The sequence below is a fragment of the Escherichia sp. SCLE84 genome (genome assembly GCF_012584495.1).
In the GTDB taxonomy this organism is placed as follows: domain Bacteria; phylum Pseudomonadota; class Gammaproteobacteria; order Enterobacterales; family Enterobacteriaceae; genus ECMA0423.
Genome location: NZ_CP051430.1, coordinates 2,954,331 through 2,971,908 on the forward strand (window position 1 = coordinate 2,954,331; position 17,578 = coordinate 2,971,908).

Consider the following 17,578-nt stretch of genomic DNA (forward strand, 5'->3'; position numbering starts at 1 on the left):
CACAGCAGTAGTCAAACAGTGTGAAACGCTACTGGCGCCTTACAGCGCAAAAAGGCTGGTGACTAAAAAGTCACCAGCCATCAGCCTGATTTCTCAGGCTGCAACCGGAAGGGTTGGCTTATTTAACTTCAACTTCAGCGCCAGCTTCTTCCAGAGCTTTTTTCAGTGCTTCTGCGTCGTCTTTGCTCACGCCTTCTTTCAGAGCAGCCGGTGCAGATTCTACCAGGTCTTTAGCTTCTTTCAGACCCAGGCCAGTTGCGCCACGTACTGCTTTGATAACAGCAACTTTGTTAGCGCCAGCAGCTTTCAGAATTACGTCGAATTCAGTTTTTTCTTCAGCAGCTTCAACCGGGCCAGCAGCTACAGCTACAGCAGCAGCAGCGGAAACACCGAATTTTTCTTCCATTGCAGAGATCAGTTCTACAACGTCCATTACAGACATAGCTGCAACTGCTTCAATGATTTGATCTTTAGTGATAGACATTTAAATTGTTCCTGAATATCAGAATAAGTTTATACGTAAGCGAATGCGTTAAAAAGATAACTGCGATTAAGCAGCTTCTTTCGCATCGCGTACAGCAGCCAGAGTACGAACCAGTTTGCCAGCCGAAGCTTCTTTCATGGTTGCCATCAGGCGTGCAATTGCTTCTTCGTAGGTCGGCAGAGTTGCCAGGCGGTCGATCTGAGACGCCGGGATCAGCTCACCTTCAAAGGCAGCGGCTTTGACCTCAAATTTTGCATTCGCTTTCGCGAACTCTTTGAACAGACGAGCAGCAGCGCCCGGGTGTTCCATAGAGTATGCAATCAGGGTCGGACCAACAAACGCGTCTTTCAGGCACTCGAACGGAGTACCTTCAACAGCACGGCGCAGCAGGGTGTTACGAACAACACGCATGTATACGCCAGCTTCGCGACCTGCTTTACGCAGTTCAGTCATTTTATCTACAGTTACGCCACGGGAATCCGCAACTACTGCAGACAGCGCGCCTTTGGCTACTTCGCTGACTTCAGCAACAATCGCTTGTTTGTCTTGAAGATTTAAAGCCATTAGCTTTGCTCCTGGATGTTTGCCAGAGAAAATCTCTGGAACTCACTTCACTCCTCCAAACGGAGAGAGCGTCTTAATTACGGTGAGCAGAAACAAGCCAGAATATAAAAGAATAATCTTAGCGTTCTGTCACCGTCTACGCAGGGGATTAAGTTTCTTGCGAAACTCCTGCGGTCTTCGACGGAGGCCTGGATAGGCCAGGCTCCAACGAACAAATCTTTTCTATCCGTCGCTATTCAACTTGTGGCGGCGTTGGCTTCCTTCATTCGCACCAGTCACATAGTTAGCTATGCTCCTGGCGACTCACTCAGTTGCCGCCTTGCCACAACCCGAATATCTCGGATATACGTCTGCATTAAGCATTATACGTGGGGGTAAGATTGTAGACAAAATCACCGCCCACGTAAAGGCATTAGTTTACAGAAGCGCTCAGGCCAGCCTGGTCAACTGCAACACCTGCACCCATGGTGGTGGAGATGCTAACTTTCTTGATGTACACGCCTTTCGCCTGAGTCGGTTTTGCTTTTTTCAGCGCAACCAGCAGAGCTTCCAGGTTTTCTTTCAGTTTGTCAGCGTCAAAGTCCACTTTACCGATGGTGGTGTGGATGATGCCGTTTTTGTCGTTACGGTAACGAACCTGGCCAGCTTTAGCGTTTTTAACCGCTTCAGCAACGTTCGGTGTTACAGTACCCACTTTCGGGTTTGGCATCAGGCCGCGCGGACCCAGAACCTGGCCCAGCTGGCCAACAACGCGCATTGCATCCGGAGAAGCAATAACAACGTCAAAGTTCATTTCGCCTTTCTTGATCTGGTCAGCCAGATCTTCCATACCTACCAGTTCTGCGCCTGCAGCTTTAGCAGCTTCAGCGTTTGCACCCTGGGTAAATACGGCTACGCGAACGGAACGGCCAGTACCGTGCGGCAGTACAGTTGCACCACGTACGTTCTGGTCAGATTTACGAGCGTCGATGCCGAGGTTAACAGCTACGTCCACGCTTTCTACGAATTTAGCAGTCGCCAGCTCTTTCAGCAGTGCGATAGCTTCGTTGATGTCGTACTGTTTGGTTGCATCAACTTTCTCGCGGATAACACGCATGCGCTTGGTCAGTTTAGCCATTTCTTAGTCCTCCACTACCAGGCCCATGGAACGTGCAGTACCTTCGATGGAGCGAGTCATCGCTTCAATGTCGGCACCAGTCATGTCGGCAGCTTTGGTCTGCGCGATTTCCTGCAGCTGAGCGCGGGAAATTTTACCCACTTTGTCTTTGTTCGGCTTACCGGAACCAGACTTGATACCAGCCGCTTTTTTCAGCAGAACTGCTGCCGGCGGAGTCTTGGTAACGAAAGTGAAAGAACGGTCAGCGTAAACGGTGATTACTACCGGAATCGGCAGACCTTTTTCGATGGAATCAGTTTTTGCGTTGAACGCTTTGCAGAATTCCATGATGTTTACGCCCTGCTGACCCAGAGCCGGACCTACTGGCGGACTCGGGTTAGCCATACCAGCTGCAACCTGCAGCTTGACATAGGCTTGTACTTTCTTAGCCATTATAAATTCCTCAAGTTGGGTAATAACGCCTCTGAGAGGCTCCCCGTGATATAAAAAATCGTTTTACGGGCAAGGCCCATAAAAACAAAAGGCGCGAAATTGTATTCCAATCTCACGCCTTGTGCAACGATTAAATCGCCGCTTTTTTGATCGCTGGGTTAGGCTTTTTCAACCTGGCTGAAGTCCAGCTCTACCGGGGTCGCACGACCGAAGATAGAAACAGACACTTTCAGACGAGATTTCTCGTAATCCACTTCTTCAACAACACCGTTGAAGTCAGCGAACGGACCATCATTAACACGGACCATTTCACCCGGTTCAAACAGCGTTTTCGGACGCGGCTTATCACCAACCTGCTGCAGGCGGTTCATAATCGCATCGACTTCTTTATCGCTGATTGGCGCAGGACGATCGGAAGTACCGCCGATGAAGCCCATCACACGCGGTACGCTGCGCACCAGGTGCCAGCTCGCGTCGTTCATCACCATCTGAACGAGGACGTAGCCAGGGAAGAATTTACGTTCGCTTTTGCGACGCTGACCGCCACGGATTTCAACCACTTCTTCGGTTGGTACCATGACTTCACCAAACAAATCTTCCATGTTGTGTAATTTGATATGCTCACGCAGCGACGTTGCTACGCGGCCTTCAAAACCGGAAAACGCCTGAACGACGTACCAGCGCTTTTTAGGAGCTTCAGACATCTTAGAACCTCAGGCCAGTGATAAAGGATACCAGGCGAACCAGAATACCATCCAGTCCCCACAGGATCAGTGACATTACTGCGGTAACCGCAGCCACAATCAGCGTGGTGTGCAATGTTTCCTGGCGAGTCGGCCAAATGACCTTACGGACTTCGGTACGCGCTTCACGGGCAAAAGCAACGGTAGCTTTACCTTTTGTCGTTAACAGCGCGACACCACCCGCTGCAGCAATCAGAATTACTACGGCCAGCGCACGCAGCGGCAGCATAATGTCGCGATAAAGGTAGTTGCCGACAATCGCCACCAGGAGCAATGCCACCACAACGACCCACTTCATCGCTTCCAGGCCGCGCCCGCTTCCTTGAGCTTCGGTATTCGCACTCATAAACCAACCTGTCAGAAGTTTTCTACAAACATTTTCACCCCGCGATCGCGAGGCAAACCAAATCGAAACGCGTATTAGCTTTTCGGATTATACGCCCTCAACAGAGCCTGTCTCAGCAATGATTATGACAAAGAAAATCACTGATGAGCCAGGTTCTGGTACGAAAGCGTGCAAAAAGGGCATCAAATGATGCCCTTTTAGTGCGCATTGCGTCAAATGTTATCGGCAATTAGCTCAGAACTTTTGCTACAACGCCCGCGCCAACGGTACGGCCGCCTTCACGGATTGCGAAACGCAGACCGTCGTCCATCGCGATCGGGTGGATCAGGGTAACAACCATTTTGATGTTGTCGCCCGGCATTACCATCTCTACGCCTTCCGGCAGTTCGATGGTACCAGTCACGTCAGTAGTACGGAAGTAGAACTGCGGACGGTAGCCTTTGAAGAACGGAGTATGACGACCGCCTTCATCTTTGGACAGAATGTACACTTCAGATTCGAACTTGGTGTGCGGCTTGATGGTGCCCGGCTTAGCCAGTACCTGACCACGTTCGATTTCTTCACGTTTGATACCACGCAGCAGAACACCTACGTTCTCACCAGCACGGCCTTCGTCCAGCAGTTTGCGGAACATTTCAACGCCAGTACAGGTAGACTTCTGAGTCTCTTTGATACCAACGATTTCAACTTCTTCACCAACTTTGATGATACCGCGTTCTACACGACCGGTAACAACGGTACCACGACCGGAGATGGAGAATACGTCTTCGATCGGCAGCAGGAACGGCTTGTCAATCGCACGCTCTGGTTCCGGAATATAAGAATCCAGGAAGCCAGCCAGTTCCAGGATTTTCGCTTCCCACTCTGCGTCGCCTTCCAGCGCTTTCAGAGCAGAACCACGAACGATCGGAGTGTCGTCGCCCGGGAAGTCGTACTGAGACAGAAGTTCACGAACTTCCATTTCAACCAGTTCCAGCAGCTCTTCGTCATCAACCATGTCGCATTTGTTCAGGAACACGATGATGTACGGAACGCCTACCTGACGACCCAGCAGGATGTGCTCACGAGTCTGCGGCATCGGGCCGTCAGTCGCAGCAACTACCAGGATCGCGCCGTCCATCTGAGCAGCACCGGTGATCATGTTTTTAACATAGTCGGCGTGCCCCGGGCAGTCTACGTGTGCGTAGTGACGGGTCGGGGTGTCGTATTCAACGTGAGAAGTGTTGATGGTGATACCACGAGCTTTTTCTTCCGGCGCGTTATCGATCTGGTCGAATGCGCGAGCAGCACCGCCGTAGGTTTTAGCCAGTACGGTAGTGATTGCAGCGGTCAGCGTTGTTTTACCATGGTCAACGTGGCCGATAGTACCGACGTTAACGTGCGGTTTTGTACGTTCAAACTTTTCTTTAGACATCGATTGTCCCTCTAAGACACGGATAAATCGGTGATATCACCACATCAACCAGGCAACATGCCCGACTTGTTGAATGCAATAAACAGAAGGAAAAAACAGGGAGGAGAAAAGAAGTGGTGCTGATAGGCAGATTCGAACTGCCGACCTCACCCTTACCAAGGGTGCGCTCTACCAACTGAGCTATATCAGCACATCTTGGAGCGGGCAGCGGGAATCGAACCCGCATCATCAGCTTGGAAGGCTGAGGTAATAGCCATTATACGATGCCCGCATCCTGGAACTCGGCTACCTGATTTTCATTCTGCACTGAATATCGAGAGAAGCTCTCTTTATTCGAGCCGGTAAGCGAACTTATCGTCTCGGGCTACGCCATCGCGTGGCCGAAATTGGTGGTGGGGGAAGGATTCGAACCTTCGAAGTCTGTGACGGCAGATTTACAGTCTGCTCCCTTTGGCCGCTCGGGAACCCCACCGGACTTGATGGTGCCGACTACCGGAATCGAACTGGTGACCTACTGATTACAAGTCAGTTGCTCTACCTACTGAGCTAAGTCGGCATCAAGTAGCGCGCATTCTATGGAGACATGCGAGTTCATGCAACTAAAAAATTGCATAATTTGTTTTATTGGTCACATTTTATGCGACACGATGAAGAAACAGCCGAACGGAGGGCAGATTAGCACACTTTTTCAACATCATTGTGCTCAACAATGCGCTCCTGCTAAACCATAATTCTTTTTATCAGATGGAATATCTGTCACATTGCTTTTCAACGATAGCTTCCTGGCAGAGATTTTTTCTTATTATTCCTCCCCATCTGGTGTTACCCTCCTGCCCATTAACCCATTCAACAGAACTGTGACGCGCCATGGCAAATATCGCTTTGCCGATAGAGCTATGACCGCCAGAAACATGCTTATGAGTATAAAAGAGCAAACGTTAATGACGCCTTACCTACAGTTTGACCGCAACCAGTGGGCAGCTCTGCGTGATTCCGTACCTATGACGTTATCGGAAGATGAGATCGCCCGTCTCAAAGGTATTAATGAAGATCTCTCGTTAGAAGAAGTTGCCGAGATCTATTTACCTTTGTCACGTTTGCTGAACTTCTATATAAGCTCGAATCTGCGCCGTCAGGCAGTTCTGGAACAGTTTCTTGGTACTAACGGGCAACGCATTCCTTACATTATCAGTATTGCTGGCAGTGTCGCGGTGGGGAAAAGTACAACCGCCCGTGTATTGCAGGCGCTATTAAGCCGTTGGCCGGAACATCGTCGTGTTGAACTGATCACTACAGATGGCTTCCTTCACCCTAATCAGGTTCTGAAAGAACGTGGTCTGATGAAGAAGAAAGGCTTCCCGGAATCGTATGATATGCATCGCCTGGTGAAGTTTGTTTCCGATCTCAAATCCGGCGTGCCAAACGTTACAGCACCTGTTTACTCACATCTTATTTATGATGTGATCCCGGATGGAGATAAAACGGTTGTTCAGCCTGATATTTTAATTCTTGAAGGGTTAAATGTCTTACAGAGCGGGATGGATTATCCACACGATCCACATCATGTATTTGTTTCTGATTTTGTCGATTTTTCGATATATGTTGATGCACCGGAAGACTTACTTCAGACATGGTATATCAACCGTTTTCTGAAATTCCGCGAAGGGGCTTTTACCGACCCGGATTCCTATTTTCATAACTACGCGAAATTAACTAAAGAAGAAGCGATTAAGACTGCCATGACATTGTGGAAAGAGATCAACTGGCTGAACTTAAAGCAAAATATTCTACCTACTCGTGAGCGCGCCAGTTTAATCCTGACGAAAAGTGCAAATCATGCGGTAGAAGAGGTCAGACTACGCAAATAATTTGCAGGGGAGCGAATACTCCCCTTTCTTATTTTTCTGCACTACGCAGGGATATTTCACCGCCCATCCAGGGTTTTATTATTCCATCCTGCTCAAGTAATAAAGCGCCCTGTTTGTCTATTCCGCGTGAAATGCCAAATATTTCTTTATCACCAATGATAAGTTTCACTGGGCGATTAATAAAATTATCCAGCTTTTCCCAGCGCGAAAGATAAGGTGCCAATCCTTCTTGTTCGAAGAGTTCCAGCGCCGCGCGTAATTCACGTATTAGCATGGCCGCCAACGTATTACGATCGAGATTGATCCCCGCTTCTTGCAGCGTGATCCACCCCTGATTAACAACACTCTCTTCAACACGACGCATTGCCATGTTGATCCCGGCTCCAATGACTATTTGCGCCGCATCGCCGGTTTTGCCAGTCAGCTCCACAAGAATGCCTGCCAGCTTGCGATCCTGCAGATAGAGGTCATTAGGCCATTTAACACGAACTTTATCTGCACCCAGCTTGCGTAATACTTCCGCCATCACGATACCGATAACCAGACTTAAACCAATCGCCGCCGCCGGGCCTTGTTCCAGACGCCAGAACATCGACAAATATAAGTTTGCGCCAAAAGGCGAAAACCATTTCCGACCCCGGCGACCACGGCCAGCCTGCTGGTATTCTGCAATGCAAGCATCGCCCGATTTAAGCTCTCCGATACGATCAAGAAGGTACTGATTCGTGGAGTCAATCACTGGCAGCACGGCTACACTACCGCCATCCAGCTGACCCAATATCTGTTTAGCATTAAGTAACTGGATAGGCTCAGGCAGGCTGTATCCTTTACCCGGAACGGTAAAGACATCAACGCCCCAGTCACGCAGTGTCTGAATGTGTTTATTAATAGCCGCCCGGCTCATTCCCAGCGTTTCACCCAACTGCTCGCCAGAGTGAAATTCACCGTTCGCTAACAGGGCAATCAATTTCAGTGGCACGGTGTTATCCTTCATGAAATTGTCTCCACTGCGCTCACTTCACCTGATGCACCAATAAAGCGGACTTCAGGCTCAAGCCAGACATTAAATTTTTCACCCACTTTTTGTCTTACATGGTGTGCCAGTTGCACCACATCTTCGCTTTTTGCATTGTCTTCATTAATGAGAACTAACGCCTGTTGACGGTGCACCGCAGCCCCACCCATTTGCATCCCTTTTAGCTGGCACTGATCAATAAGCCAACCTGCTGCCAGTTTTACTGAACCACCCGCCTGGGGGTAATTTGGTGCTGTTGGAAATTGCGCCAGTAATGCTTTAGCCGTTTCGGCAGATACAACAGGGTTTTTGAAGAAACTACCGGCATTGCCATTCACTTTTGGATCAGGGAGTTTGGTGGTGCGCATATGACACACCGCATTAAATACTTGCTGTGGCGTTACTGTTGTAGGATCCAGATGAGTTAAGTCACCATACGTTAGTACAGGTTGCCACTCTTTTGGCAGACGCAGACCTACGGCTACAATGGCGAAGCGATCCTGGTATTCATGTTTAAAAATACTGTCGCGATAGCCAAAACGGCACTCTTTGGCAGTTAAGCGCACTTGCTTGCCTGTCGCCAGTTCAACACAATCAACATAAGCGCAAACTCGCTGTAATTCTACGCCATAAGCACCAATATTCTGGATAGGTGATGAGCCGACACAACCAGGAATTAATGCCAGATTTTCCAGACCAGGCATACCTTCCTGCAAAGTGTATTTTACCAGGCGATGCCAGTTTTCTCCGGCTCCTACATGTAAATACCACGCATCAGGTTCATCATGAATTTCGATACCTTTGATCCGGTTGATGATCACCGTGCCGCGATAGTCTTCCAGAAAAAGTACATTACTTCCTTCACCCAGAATAAGAACGGGTTGTCCTTCTGCGGTTGCATACTGCCAGGCATTGAGTAATTGTTGTTCGTCTTCGGCACATACAATGTGCTGAGCATTATGATCAATGCCAAATGTGTTCCAGGGTTTTAAGGAGTGGTTCATAGCTGCTTTCCTGATGCAAAAACGAGGCTAGTTTACCGTATCTGTGGGGGGATGGCTTGTAGATATGACGACAGGAAGAGTTTGTAGAAACGCAAAAAGGCCATCCGTCAGGATGGCCTTCTGCTTAATTTGATGCCTGGCAGTTTATGGCGGGCGTCCTGCCCGCCACCCTCCGGGCCGTTGCTTCGCAACGTTCAAATCCGCTCCCGGCGGATTTGTCCTACTCAGGAGAGCGTTCACCGACAAACAACAGATAAAACGAAAGGCCCAGTCTTTCGACTGAGCCTTTCGTTTTATTTGATGCCTGGCAGTTCCCTACTCTCGCATGGGGAGACCCCACACTACCATCGGCGCTACGGCGTTTCACTTCTGAGTTCGGCATGGGGTCAGGTGGGACCACCGCGCTACGGCCGCCAGGCAAATTCTGTTTTATCAGACCGCTTCTGCGTTCTGATTTAATCTGTATCAGGCTGAAAATCTTCTCTCATCCGCCAAAACACCTTCGGCGTTGTAAGGTTAAGCCTCACGGTTCATTAGTACCGGTTAGCTCAACGCATCGCTGCGCTTACACACCCGGCCTATCAACGTCGTCGTCTTCAACGTTCCTTCAGGACTCTCAAGGAGTCAGGGAGAACTCATCTCGGGGCAAGTTTCGTGCTTAGATGCTTTCAGCACTTATCTCTTCCGCATTTAGCTACCGGGCAGTGCCATTGGCATGACAACCCGAACACCAGTGATGCGTCCACTCCGGTCCTCTCGTACTAGGAGCAGCCCCCCTCAGTTCTCCAGCGCCCACGGCAGATAGGGACCGAACTGTCTCACGACGTTCTAAACCCAGCTCGCGTACCACTTTAAATGGCGAACAGCCATACCCTTGGGACCTACTTCAGCCCCAGGATGTGATGAGCCGACATCGAGGTGCCAAACACCGCCGTCGATATGAACTCTTGGGCGGTATCAGCCTGTTATCCCCGGAGTACCTTTTATCCGTTGAGCGATGGCCCTTCCATTCAGAACCACCGGATCACTATGACCTGCTTTCGCACCTGCTCGCGCCGTCACGCTCGCAGTCAAGCTGGCTTATGCCATTGCACTAACCTCCTGATGTCCGACCAGGATTAGCCAACCTTCGTGCTCCTCCGTTACTCTTTAGGAGGAGACCGCCCCAGTCAAACTACCCACCAGACACTGTCCGCAACCCGGATCACGGGTCCACGTTAGAACATCAAACATTAAAGGGTGGTATTTCAAGGTCGGCTCCATGCAGACTGGCGTCCACACTTCAAAGCCTCCCACCTATCCTACACATCAAGGCTCAATGTTCAGTGTCAAGCTATAGTAAAGGTTCACGGGGTCTTTCCGTCTTGCCGCGGGTACACTGCATCTTCACAGCGAGTTCAATTTCACTGAGTCTCGGGTGGAGACAGCCTGGCCATCATTACGCCATTCGTGCAGGTCGGAACTTACCCGACAAGGAATTTCGCTACCTTAGGACCGTTATAGTTACGGCCGCCGTTTACCGGGGCTTCGATCAAGAGCTTCGCTTGCGCTGACCCCATCAATTAACCTTCCGGCACCGGGCAGGCGTCACACCGTATACGTCCACTTTCGTGTTTGCACAGTGCTGTGTTTTTAATAAACAGTTGCAGCCAGCTGGTATCTTCGACTGATTTCAGCTCCATCCGCGAGGGACTTCACCTACATATCAGCGTGCCTTCTCCCGAAGTTACGGCACCATTTTGCCTAGTTCCTTCACCCGAGTTCTCTCAAGCGCCTTGGTATTCTCTACCTGACCACCTGTGTCGGTTTGGGGTACGATTTGATGTTACCTGATGCTTAGAGGCTTTTCCTGGAAGCAGGGCATTTGTTGCTTCAGCACCGTAGTGCCTCGTCATCACGCCTCAGCCTTGATTTTCCGGATTTGCCTGGAAAACCAGCCTACACGCTTAAACCGGGACAACCGTCGCCCGGCCAACATAGCCTTCTCCGTCCCCCCTTCGCAGTAACACCAAGTACAGGAATATTAACCTGTTTCCCATCGACTACGCCTTTCGGCCTCGCCTTAGGGGTCGACTCACCCTGCCCCGATTAACGTTGGACAGGAACCCTTGGTCTTCCGGCGAGCGGGCTTTTCACCCGCTTTATCGTTACTTATGTCAGCATTCGCACTTCTGATACCTCCAGCATACCTCACAGTACACCTTCACAGGCTTACAGAACGCTCCCCTACCCAACAACGCATAAGCGTCGCTGCCGCAGCTTCGGTGCATGGTTTAGCCCCGTTACATCTTCCGCGCAGGCCGACTCGACCAGTGAGCTATTACGCTTTCTTTAAATGATGGCTGCTTCTAAGCCAACATCCTGGCTGTCTGGGCCTTCCCACATCGTTTCCCACTTAACCATGACTTTGGGACCTTAGCTGGCGGTCTGGGTTGTTTCCCTCTTCACGACGGACGTTAGCACCCGCCGTGTGTCTCCCGTGATAACATTCTCCGGTATTCGCAGTTTGCATCGGGTTGGTAAGTCGGGATGACCCCCTTGCCGAAACAGTGCTCTACCCCCGGAGATGAATTCACGAGGCGCTACCTAAATAGCTTTCGGGGAGAACCAGCTATCTCCCGGTTTGATTGGCCTTTCACCCCCAGCCACAAGTCATCCGCTAATTTTTCAACATTAGTCGGTTCGGTCCTCCAGTTAGTGTTACCCAACCTTCAACCTGCCCATGGCTAGATCACCGGGTTTCGGGTCTATACCCTGCAACTTAACGCCCAGTTAAGACTCGGTTTCCCTTCGGCTCCCCTATTCGGTTAACCTTGCTACAGAATATAAGTCGCTGACCCATTATACAAAAGGTACGCAGTCACACAGATTGCTCTGTGCTCCCACTGCTTGTACGTACACGGTTTCAGGTTCTTTTTCACTCCCCTCGCCGGGGTTCTTTTCGCCTTTCCCTCACGGTACTGGTTCACTATCGGTCAGTCAGGAGTATTTAGCCTTGGAGGATGGTCCCCCCATATTCAGACAGGATACCACGTGTCCCGCCCTACTCATCGAGCTCACAGCATGTGCATTTTTGTGTACGGGGCTGTCACCCTGTATCGCGCGCCTTTCCAGACGCTTCCACTAACACACACACTGATTCAGGCTCTGGGCTGCTCCCCGTTCGCTCGCCGCTACTGGGGGAATCTCGGTTGATTTCTTTTCCTCGGGGTACTTAGATGTTTCAGTTCCCCCGGTTCGCCTCATTAACCTATGGATTCAGTTAATGATAGTGTGACGAATCACACTGGGTTTCCCCATTCGGAAATCGCCGGTTATAACGGTTCATATCACCTTACCGACGCTTATCGCAGATTAGCACGTCCTTCATCGCCTCTGACTGCCAGGGCATCCACCGTGTACGCTTAGTCGCTTAACCTCACAACCCGAAGATGTTTCTTGCGATTCATCATCGTGTTGCGAAAATTTGAGAGACTCACGAACAACTTTCGTTGTTCAGTGTTTCAATTTTCAGCTTGATCCAGATTTTTAAAGAGCAAATATCTCAAACATCACCCGAAGATGAGTTTTGAGATATTAAGGCAGGTGACTTTCACTCACAAACCAGCAAGTGGCGTCCCCTAGGGGATTCGAACCCCTGTTACCGCCGTGAAAGGGCGGTGTCCTGGGCCTCTAGACGAAGGGGACGTATCAGTCTGCTTCGCAAGACGCCTTGCTTTTCACTTTCTATCAGACAATCTGTGTGAGCACTTCAAAGAACGCTTCTTTAAGGTAAGGAGGTGATCCAACCGCAGGTTCCCCTACGGTTACCTTGTTACGACTTCACCCCAGTCATGAATCACAAAGTGGTAAGCGCCCTCCCGAAGGTTAAGCTACCTACTTCTTTTGCAACCCACTCCCATGGTGTGACGGGCGGTGTGTACAAGGCCCGGGAACGTATTCACCGTGGCATTCTGATCCACGATTACTAGCGATTCCGACTTCATGGAGTCGAGTTGCAGACTCCAATCCGGACTACGACGCACTTTATGAGGTCCGCTTGCTCTCGCGAGGTCGCTTCTCTTTGTATGCGCCATTGTAGCACGTGTGTAGCCCTGGTCGTAAGGGCCATGATGACTTGACGTCATCCCCACCTTCCTCCAGTTTATCACTGGCAGTCTCCTTTGAGTTCCCGGCCGGACCGCTGGCAACAAAGGATAAGGGTTGCGCTCGTTGCGGGACTTAACCCAACATTTCACAACACGAGCTGACGACAGCCATGCAGCACCTGTCTCACGGTTCCCGAAGGCACATTCTCATCTCTGAAAACTTCCGTGGATGTCAAGACCAGGTAAGGTTCTTCGCGTTGCATCGAATTAAACCACATGCTCCACCGCTTGTGCGGGCCCCCGTCAATTCATTTGAGTTTTAACCTTGCGGCCGTACTCCCCAGGCGGTCGACTTAACGCGTTAGCTCCGGAAGCCACGCCTCAAGGGCACAACCTCCAAGTCGACATCGTTTACGGCGTGGACTACCAGGGTATCTAATCCTGTTTGCTCCCCACGCTTTCGCACCTGAGCGTCAGTCTTCGTCCAGGGGGCCGCCTTCGCCACCGGTATTCCTCCAGATCTCTACGCATTTCACCGCTACACCTGGAATTCTACCCCCCTCTACGAGACTCAAGCTTGCCAGTATCAGATGCAGTTCCCAGGTTGAGCCCGGGGATTTCACATCTGACTTAACAAACCGCCTGCGTGCGCTTTACGCCCAGTAATTCCGATTAACGCTTGCACCCTCCGTATTACCGCGGCTGCTGGCACGGAGTTAGCCGGTGCTTCTTCTGCGGGTAACGTCAATGAGCAAAGGTATTAACTTTACTCCCTTCCTCCCCGCTGAAAGTACTTTACAACCCGAAGGCCTTCTTCATACACGCGGCATGGCTGCATCAGGCTTGCGCCCATTGTGCAATATTCCCCACTGCTGCCTCCCGTAGGAGTCTGGACCGTGTCTCAGTTCCAGTGTGGCTGGTCATCCTCTCAGACCAGCTAGGGATCGTCGCCTTGGTGAGCCGTTACCCCACCAACAAGCTAATCCCATCTGGGCACATCCGATGGCAAGAGGCCCGAAGGTCCCCCTCTTTGGTCTTGCGACGTTATGCGGTATTAGCTACCGTTTCCAGTAGTTATCCCCCTCCATCAGGCAGTTTCCCAGACATTACTCACCCGTCCGCCACTCGTCAGCGAAGCAGCAAGCTGCTTCCTGTTACCGTTCGACTTGCATGTGTTAGGCCTGCCGCCAGCGTTCAATCTGAGCCATGATCAAACTCTTCAATTTAAAAGTTTGATGCTCAAAGAATTAAACTTCGTAATGAATTACGTGTTCACTCTTGAGACTTGGTATTCATTTTTCGTCTTGCGACGTTAAGAATCCGTATCTTCGAGTGCCCACACAGATTGTCTGATAAATTGTTAAAGAGCAGTTGCGACGCGCTTTAGCGCACTGTCGCGAGGTGGCGTATATTACGCTTTCCCGCTACAGAGTCAAGCATTTATTTTTGCTTTCTCTGTCGGAGTTCTCAGGAGAACCCCGCTGACCCGGCGGCGTGTTTGCCGTTGTTCCGTGTCAGTGGTGGCGCATTATAGGGAGTTATTCCGGCCTGACAAGAGGAAATTTAAAATAATTTTCTGACCGCGCAACATTCAACCAAATCAGCCTAAAACTGCCAGTTTTTCGAGCGTTTCGAAGCCGTAACGCTGTAAAACGGGCAATAATTGTTCAGCTTCTGGCGTCATTGCCATACAAAAGGCAATATTCGCATCGGCAGATTTTGCATCCGGAGCTTCATGTTCTAACAGCCAGGCCGTTCTGCGAGCAATCGCTGCGCCAGAATCCACCAGCCGGGTTCCCTCTGGCAGCACCTGTAAGAGTTCTTCTTGTAGTAGAGGGAAATGGGTGCAACCCAATACAACGGTATCTGGCGGCTCTTTCATTCTTAACCACGGGCGTAGGATACGTTTTAGTGCATCCAGAGAAACATCTTCGCCATGCAGCTTCGCTTCAGCCAACTCAACCATCTCTGCCGAGCCCAGCATTTCTATCTGGCATTCATTAGCGAAACGCGCGATCAGCTCATGAGTATAAGAACGTTTAACAGTTCCGCGGGTTGCCAGTAATCCGACAATGCCATTTGCCGTCAGACGTGCAGCAGGTTTAATCGCCGGCACGACACCAACAACCGGGAAGTCGAACTTTTCGCGTAATGCAGGAAGTGAAACGGTACTGGCGGTGTTGCAAGCGACCACAGCCAGCGCAAGGGGATAACGTTCTTGCACTGCGGTGACAATTGCCACCACTCGCTCAACAATAAACTCTTCGCTTTTTTCGCCATACGGAAAAGCGACGTTATCGAAAGCATAAATGTAATGGAGATCCGGTAAGAGATGCCGGATCTCGTCATAGACCGACAACCCACCGACGCCGGAGTCAAACACCAGCACGGTGGGACGTGGTTCAGAAGGTGTAGCTGCCAGACAAGGTGTATTCCCGTCCTGCAGTTTGGTAGCCATAGACTGTCTCATAATCTTTGTCGAACAGGTTGGCTATTTTACCACGAACTGTCAGGTGAGAGGTGACCGGATACGCAACCGCAAGATCCCACAAGCTCACACCGCCCATTTTAACGGTTTGATAAGGATAAGATGAGTAATCCTTATCATAGCGAGTGCCTAAATACTGATAAGTAATACCCCAGTCGAAGTCATACAACTGCCAGTCGAGCTGGTATTTCACCTGCTGTTTAGCACGGCGTAACAACGGCGTGTCGGTAATCGCATTGCGCGCATCGACATAATCATAACTCACAGTATGCGTCAGTGGTCCGGTATCAAAATTGGCGGTCGCCTCGACGCCCTTAATCCGCGCTTTCCCTTCGTTGTAATATTTCAGGGTGTGATCATCATAATCGATCAAGTCACTGACATCGTTACGATATCCGGAAATACGCCAGTTCACCCCAGCGGTTAAGCCTTCAAACGCGCCTTCCCACTGTTTGCTTTTCTCCGGGTCCAGATTCGGATTTCCGTAGAAGCCATACAGTTGCCCCAGATTTGGTGCCTTATAAGATGTCCCGTAGGAAGCAATGAAGCGATAACCTTCGATGAATTCCCAACCGGCGCTGGTTTGCCAGGTTCCATGACGACCAAACTGTGAGTTATCGTCACTGCGTGCTGCGCCTTCAAAGGTAAAATCGCCGACTTGTTGCAGCCCGGTCAGATAGATGCCGGTATTACGTTGATCATATCCATTCTCAACATAACCTGTACCCGGCGTCGTAGTCTGTTTCTGCCAGTCGACACCCGCACCAATACTACCGTGACCAACGATGACATTGTTTGCCCACTGGACGGTGTATTGCTTCATCTCATCGAGCGTCGCCGACGAATCATAACGACCAAAATGGGGATCGTAGTTGTAATCTTTGCTATGGCTATAGCTGGTAATGAGTTGTGATTTAATCAGTTCGCCGTTATAGCGCAGCCCGGCGTCCCAACTTTGGCTATAGAGTTTACGGGTATCGAGCAACGGTGAACCGGGAGAATAATACGCGTCATAATTGGTACGGTTATCATAGCCATAGCCGCGCACAAAGCCGCTCCAGGCATCAGTAAAGTTATGCTCCAGCGCGCCATAAAGCGTTTTACTTAAAAAACCATCGTTATCTGTCTGCGCTTGCGTTCCGGTATTACCATAGGCAACAACATCATAACCATGAGTATGGGCATAATCGCCCAACAGCGTTACCCGTGTCTTATCCCCCAGTTGTTGCTGCGTAGAGACATCATAGTTCTGATAACTATTGCTTCCCCACCCTGCTGAAATTTCCGTTCCGGGTTCATCGCGCGTCGTGATGATATTCACCACCCCGCCTATTGCATCGGAACCATAAACGGCGGAGCGTGGCCCACGGATATATTCAACACGCTGGACAAGCGCAATAGGGAACTGGCTAAGGTCGGCAGAACCACTCACCCCCGCCAGATTCAGGCGTACGCCATCAATTAACACCAACACATGACTGGCATTTGTACCGCGAATAAAAATAGATGAGAGCTGACCTGAACCGCCGTTTTGGGTGATATCGACGCCCGGAAGACGGCGCAGCACATCATTGACCGAGGTCGACTGCCAGCGGTCGATATCCTGACGGGTCACAACGGTGGTTGGTGCAAGCACAGTGCTGCGCGGCTGTTCAAAACGGTTAGCAGTAACGACGAGAGTATCCGGGCTGGTATCCTGTGCCCAAGCGGAAAAGGCTGTGACAGAACACGCCGTCAGCAGCGAAGCTTTTTTAATCATTGTAAAGCATCCACAATAGAAGAAGGATGCCGCAGGTTTCATCAATATTACGCGATGATGAGAACCAGATGCGACGTTGGCCGGCAGGTCTTCGGGCTTGGAGGGGTATCTAAGATACTAAGAGATGATGACTTCCCACCGGATGGCAGTGTCCGCATAACGCAATCATCGCACCTTTCCTTACCGCTGCGCGTCAGCTCCAGATTCGCACTGGATTCCCTATTAACTCACAGGACCGGCAAGTGGATGCTACAGG

General features: G+C 50.5%; 12 protein-coding genes, 5 tRNA genes, 3 rRNA genes and 1 riboswitch. Of the genes, 1 reads left to right on the forward strand and 19 read right to left on the reverse strand.

Annotation, left to right across the window (positions count from 1 at the left end):
* Positions 1–118: 118 nt before the first annotated feature.
* The 11 genes from rplL to HGD79_RS14450 form a co-directional block, all read right to left on the reverse strand.
* Positions 119–484 (reverse strand): 50S ribosomal protein L7/L12, encoded by a 366-nt coding sequence (gene rplL, locus HGD79_RS14400; protein ID WP_000028878.1) that lies wholly within the window; start codon positions 482–484, stop codon positions 119–121.
* Positions 485–550: 66 nt separating this feature from the next.
* Entirely contained in the window at positions 551–1,048 is a 498-nt protein-coding gene (gene rplJ / locus HGD79_RS14405; protein WP_001207201.1) for a 50S ribosomal protein L10, read from the reverse strand.
* A 412-nt stretch (positions 1,049–1,460) separates the two neighbouring features.
* A complete protein-coding gene (gene rplA / locus HGD79_RS14410) occupies positions 1,461–2,165 on the reverse strand; it encodes a 50S ribosomal protein L1 (RefSeq protein ID WP_001096684.1) in 705 nt (234 codons plus the stop codon).
* Positions 2,166–2,168: 3 nt separating this feature from the next.
* Positions 2,169–2,597 (reverse strand): 50S ribosomal protein L11, encoded by a 429-nt coding sequence (gene rplK / locus HGD79_RS14415; protein ID WP_001085926.1) that lies wholly within the window; start codon positions 2,595–2,597, stop codon positions 2,169–2,171.
* A gap of 158 nt (positions 2,598–2,755) precedes the next feature.
* Positions 2,756–3,301, reverse strand: coding sequence for a transcription termination/antitermination protein NusG (gene nusG / locus HGD79_RS14420; protein ID WP_001287516.1), 546 nt, complete (start codon positions 3,299–3,301; stop codon positions 2,756–2,758).
* Between the two features lies 1 nt (position 3,302).
* On the reverse strand, positions 3,303–3,686 hold the full coding sequence (gene secE / locus HGD79_RS14425; protein ID WP_001275702.1) for a preprotein translocase subunit SecE: 384 nt from the start codon (positions 3,684–3,686) through the stop codon (positions 3,303–3,305).
* 229 nt (positions 3,687–3,915) lie between these two features.
* Positions 3,916–5,100 carry an elongation factor Tu gene (gene tuf / locus HGD79_RS14430; protein WP_000031784.1) on the reverse strand — a complete coding sequence of 395 codons (1,185 nt, stop codon included), beginning with the start codon at positions 5,098–5,100 and terminating at the stop codon, positions 3,916–3,918.
* 114 nt (positions 5,101–5,214) lie between these two features.
* Positions 5,215–5,290, reverse strand: a tRNA-Thr gene (locus tag HGD79_RS14435).
* Positions 5,291–5,296: 6 nt separating this feature from the next.
* Positions 5,297–5,371, reverse strand: a tRNA-Gly gene (locus HGD79_RS14440).
* 116 nt (positions 5,372–5,487) lie between these two features.
* Positions 5,488–5,572, reverse strand: a tRNA-Tyr gene (locus HGD79_RS14445).
* A gap of 8 nt (positions 5,573–5,580) precedes the next feature.
* Positions 5,581–5,656: transfer RNA gene (locus tag HGD79_RS14450), tRNA-Thr, on the reverse strand.
* Positions 5,657–6,017: 361 nt separating this feature from the next.
* Between HGD79_RS14450 and coaA the strand changes: the two genes are divergently transcribed.
* Positions 6,018–6,968, forward strand: coding sequence for a type I pantothenate kinase (gene coaA, locus HGD79_RS14455; RefSeq protein ID WP_000023081.1), 951 nt, complete (start codon positions 6,018–6,020; stop codon positions 6,966–6,968).
* Between the two features lie 28 nt (positions 6,969–6,996).
* On the opposite strand, the gene birA is transcribed toward coaA, so the two are convergent.
* The 8 genes from birA to btuB form a co-directional block, all read right to left on the reverse strand.
* The gene (gene birA / locus HGD79_RS14460; protein ID WP_000654630.1) at positions 6,997–7,962 is read right to left on the reverse strand and encodes a bifunctional biotin--[acetyl-CoA-carboxylase] ligase/biotin operon repressor BirA; all 966 of its coding nucleotides are present in this window, start codon (positions 7,960–7,962) and stop codon (positions 6,997–6,999) included.
* Positions 7,959–8,987, reverse strand: a complete 1,029-nt coding sequence (murB, locus tag HGD79_RS14465; RefSeq protein WP_001016693.1) for a UDP-N-acetylmuramate dehydrogenase — start codon at positions 8,985–8,987, stop codon at positions 7,959–7,961. The genes birA and murB overlap by 4 nt, the downstream gene beginning before the upstream one ends.
* Before the next feature lie 302 nt (positions 8,988–9,289).
* Positions 9,290–9,405, reverse strand: a 5S ribosomal RNA gene (gene rrf, locus HGD79_RS14470).
* Positions 9,406–9,499: 94 nt separating this feature from the next.
* Positions 9,500–12,405, reverse strand: a 23S ribosomal RNA gene (locus HGD79_RS14475).
* A 193-nt stretch (positions 12,406–12,598) separates the two neighbouring features.
* A tRNA-Glu gene (locus HGD79_RS14480) sits at positions 12,599–12,674 on the reverse strand.
* Between the two features lie 85 nt (positions 12,675–12,759).
* A 16S ribosomal RNA gene (locus HGD79_RS14485) occupies positions 12,760–14,301 on the reverse strand.
* Together the 16S, 23S and 5S rRNA genes with 1 tRNA gene alongside form the textbook arrangement of a ribosomal RNA operon.
* A gap of 374 nt (positions 14,302–14,675) precedes the next feature.
* Positions 14,676–15,533, reverse strand: a complete 858-nt coding sequence (gene murI, locus HGD79_RS14490; RefSeq protein ID WP_000201827.1) for a glutamate racemase — start codon at positions 15,531–15,533, stop codon at positions 14,676–14,678.
* Positions 15,478–17,322, reverse strand: a complete 1,845-nt coding sequence (gene btuB, locus HGD79_RS14495) for a TonB-dependent vitamin B12 receptor BtuB (RefSeq protein WP_000591355.1) — start codon at positions 17,320–17,322, stop codon at positions 15,478–15,480. Before btuB ends, murI begins: the two co-directional genes overlap by 56 nt.
* Positions 17,323–17,386: 64 nt before the next feature.
* Positions 17,387–17,577, reverse strand: a riboswitch (cobalamin riboswitch).
* Position 17,578: the final 1 nt, after the last annotated feature.

What these genes read in the sequence shown, in the direction of transcription:
- rplL (WP_000028878.1), bottom strand. Translation starts at nt 484, where the DNA reads ATGTCTATCACTAAAGATCAAATCATTGAAGCAGTTGCAGCTATGTCT.
- rplJ (WP_001207201.1), bottom strand. Translation starts at nt 1,048, where the DNA reads ATGGCTTTAAATCTTCAAGACAAACAAGCGATTGTTGCTGAAGTCAGC.
- rplA (WP_001096684.1), bottom strand. Translation starts at nt 2,165, where the DNA reads ATGGCTAAACTGACCAAGCGCATGCGTGTTATCCGCGAGAAAGTTGAT.
- rplK (WP_001085926.1), bottom strand. Translation starts at nt 2,597, where the DNA reads ATGGCTAAGAAAGTACAAGCCTATGTCAAGCTGCAGGTTGCAGCTGGT.
- nusG (WP_001287516.1), bottom strand. Translation starts at nt 3,301, where the DNA reads ATGTCTGAAGCTCCTAAAAAGCGCTGGTACGTCGTTCAGGCGTTTTCC.
- secE (WP_001275702.1), bottom strand. Translation starts at nt 3,686, where the DNA reads ATGAGTGCGAATACCGAAGCTCAAGGAAGCGGGCGCGGCCTGGAAGCG.
- tuf (WP_000031784.1), bottom strand. Translation starts at nt 5,100, where the DNA reads ATGTCTAAAGAAAAGTTTGAACGTACAAAACCGCACGTTAACGTCGGT.
- coaA (WP_000023081.1), top strand. Translation starts at nt 6,018, where the DNA reads ATGAGTATAAAAGAGCAAACGTTAATGACGCCTTACCTACAGTTTGAC.
- birA (WP_000654630.1), bottom strand. Translation starts at nt 7,962, where the DNA reads ATGAAGGATAACACCGTGCCACTGAAATTGATTGCCCTGTTAGCGAAC.
- murB (WP_001016693.1), bottom strand. Translation starts at nt 8,987, where the DNA reads ATGAACCACTCCTTAAAACCCTGGAACACATTTGGCATTGATCATAAT.
- murI (WP_000201827.1), bottom strand. Translation starts at nt 15,533, where the DNA reads ATGGCTACCAAACTGCAGGACGGGAATACACCTTGTCTGGCAGCTACA.
- btuB (WP_000591355.1), bottom strand. Translation starts at nt 17,322, where the DNA reads ATGATTAAAAAAGCTTCGCTGCTGACGGCGTGTTCTGTCACAGCCTTT.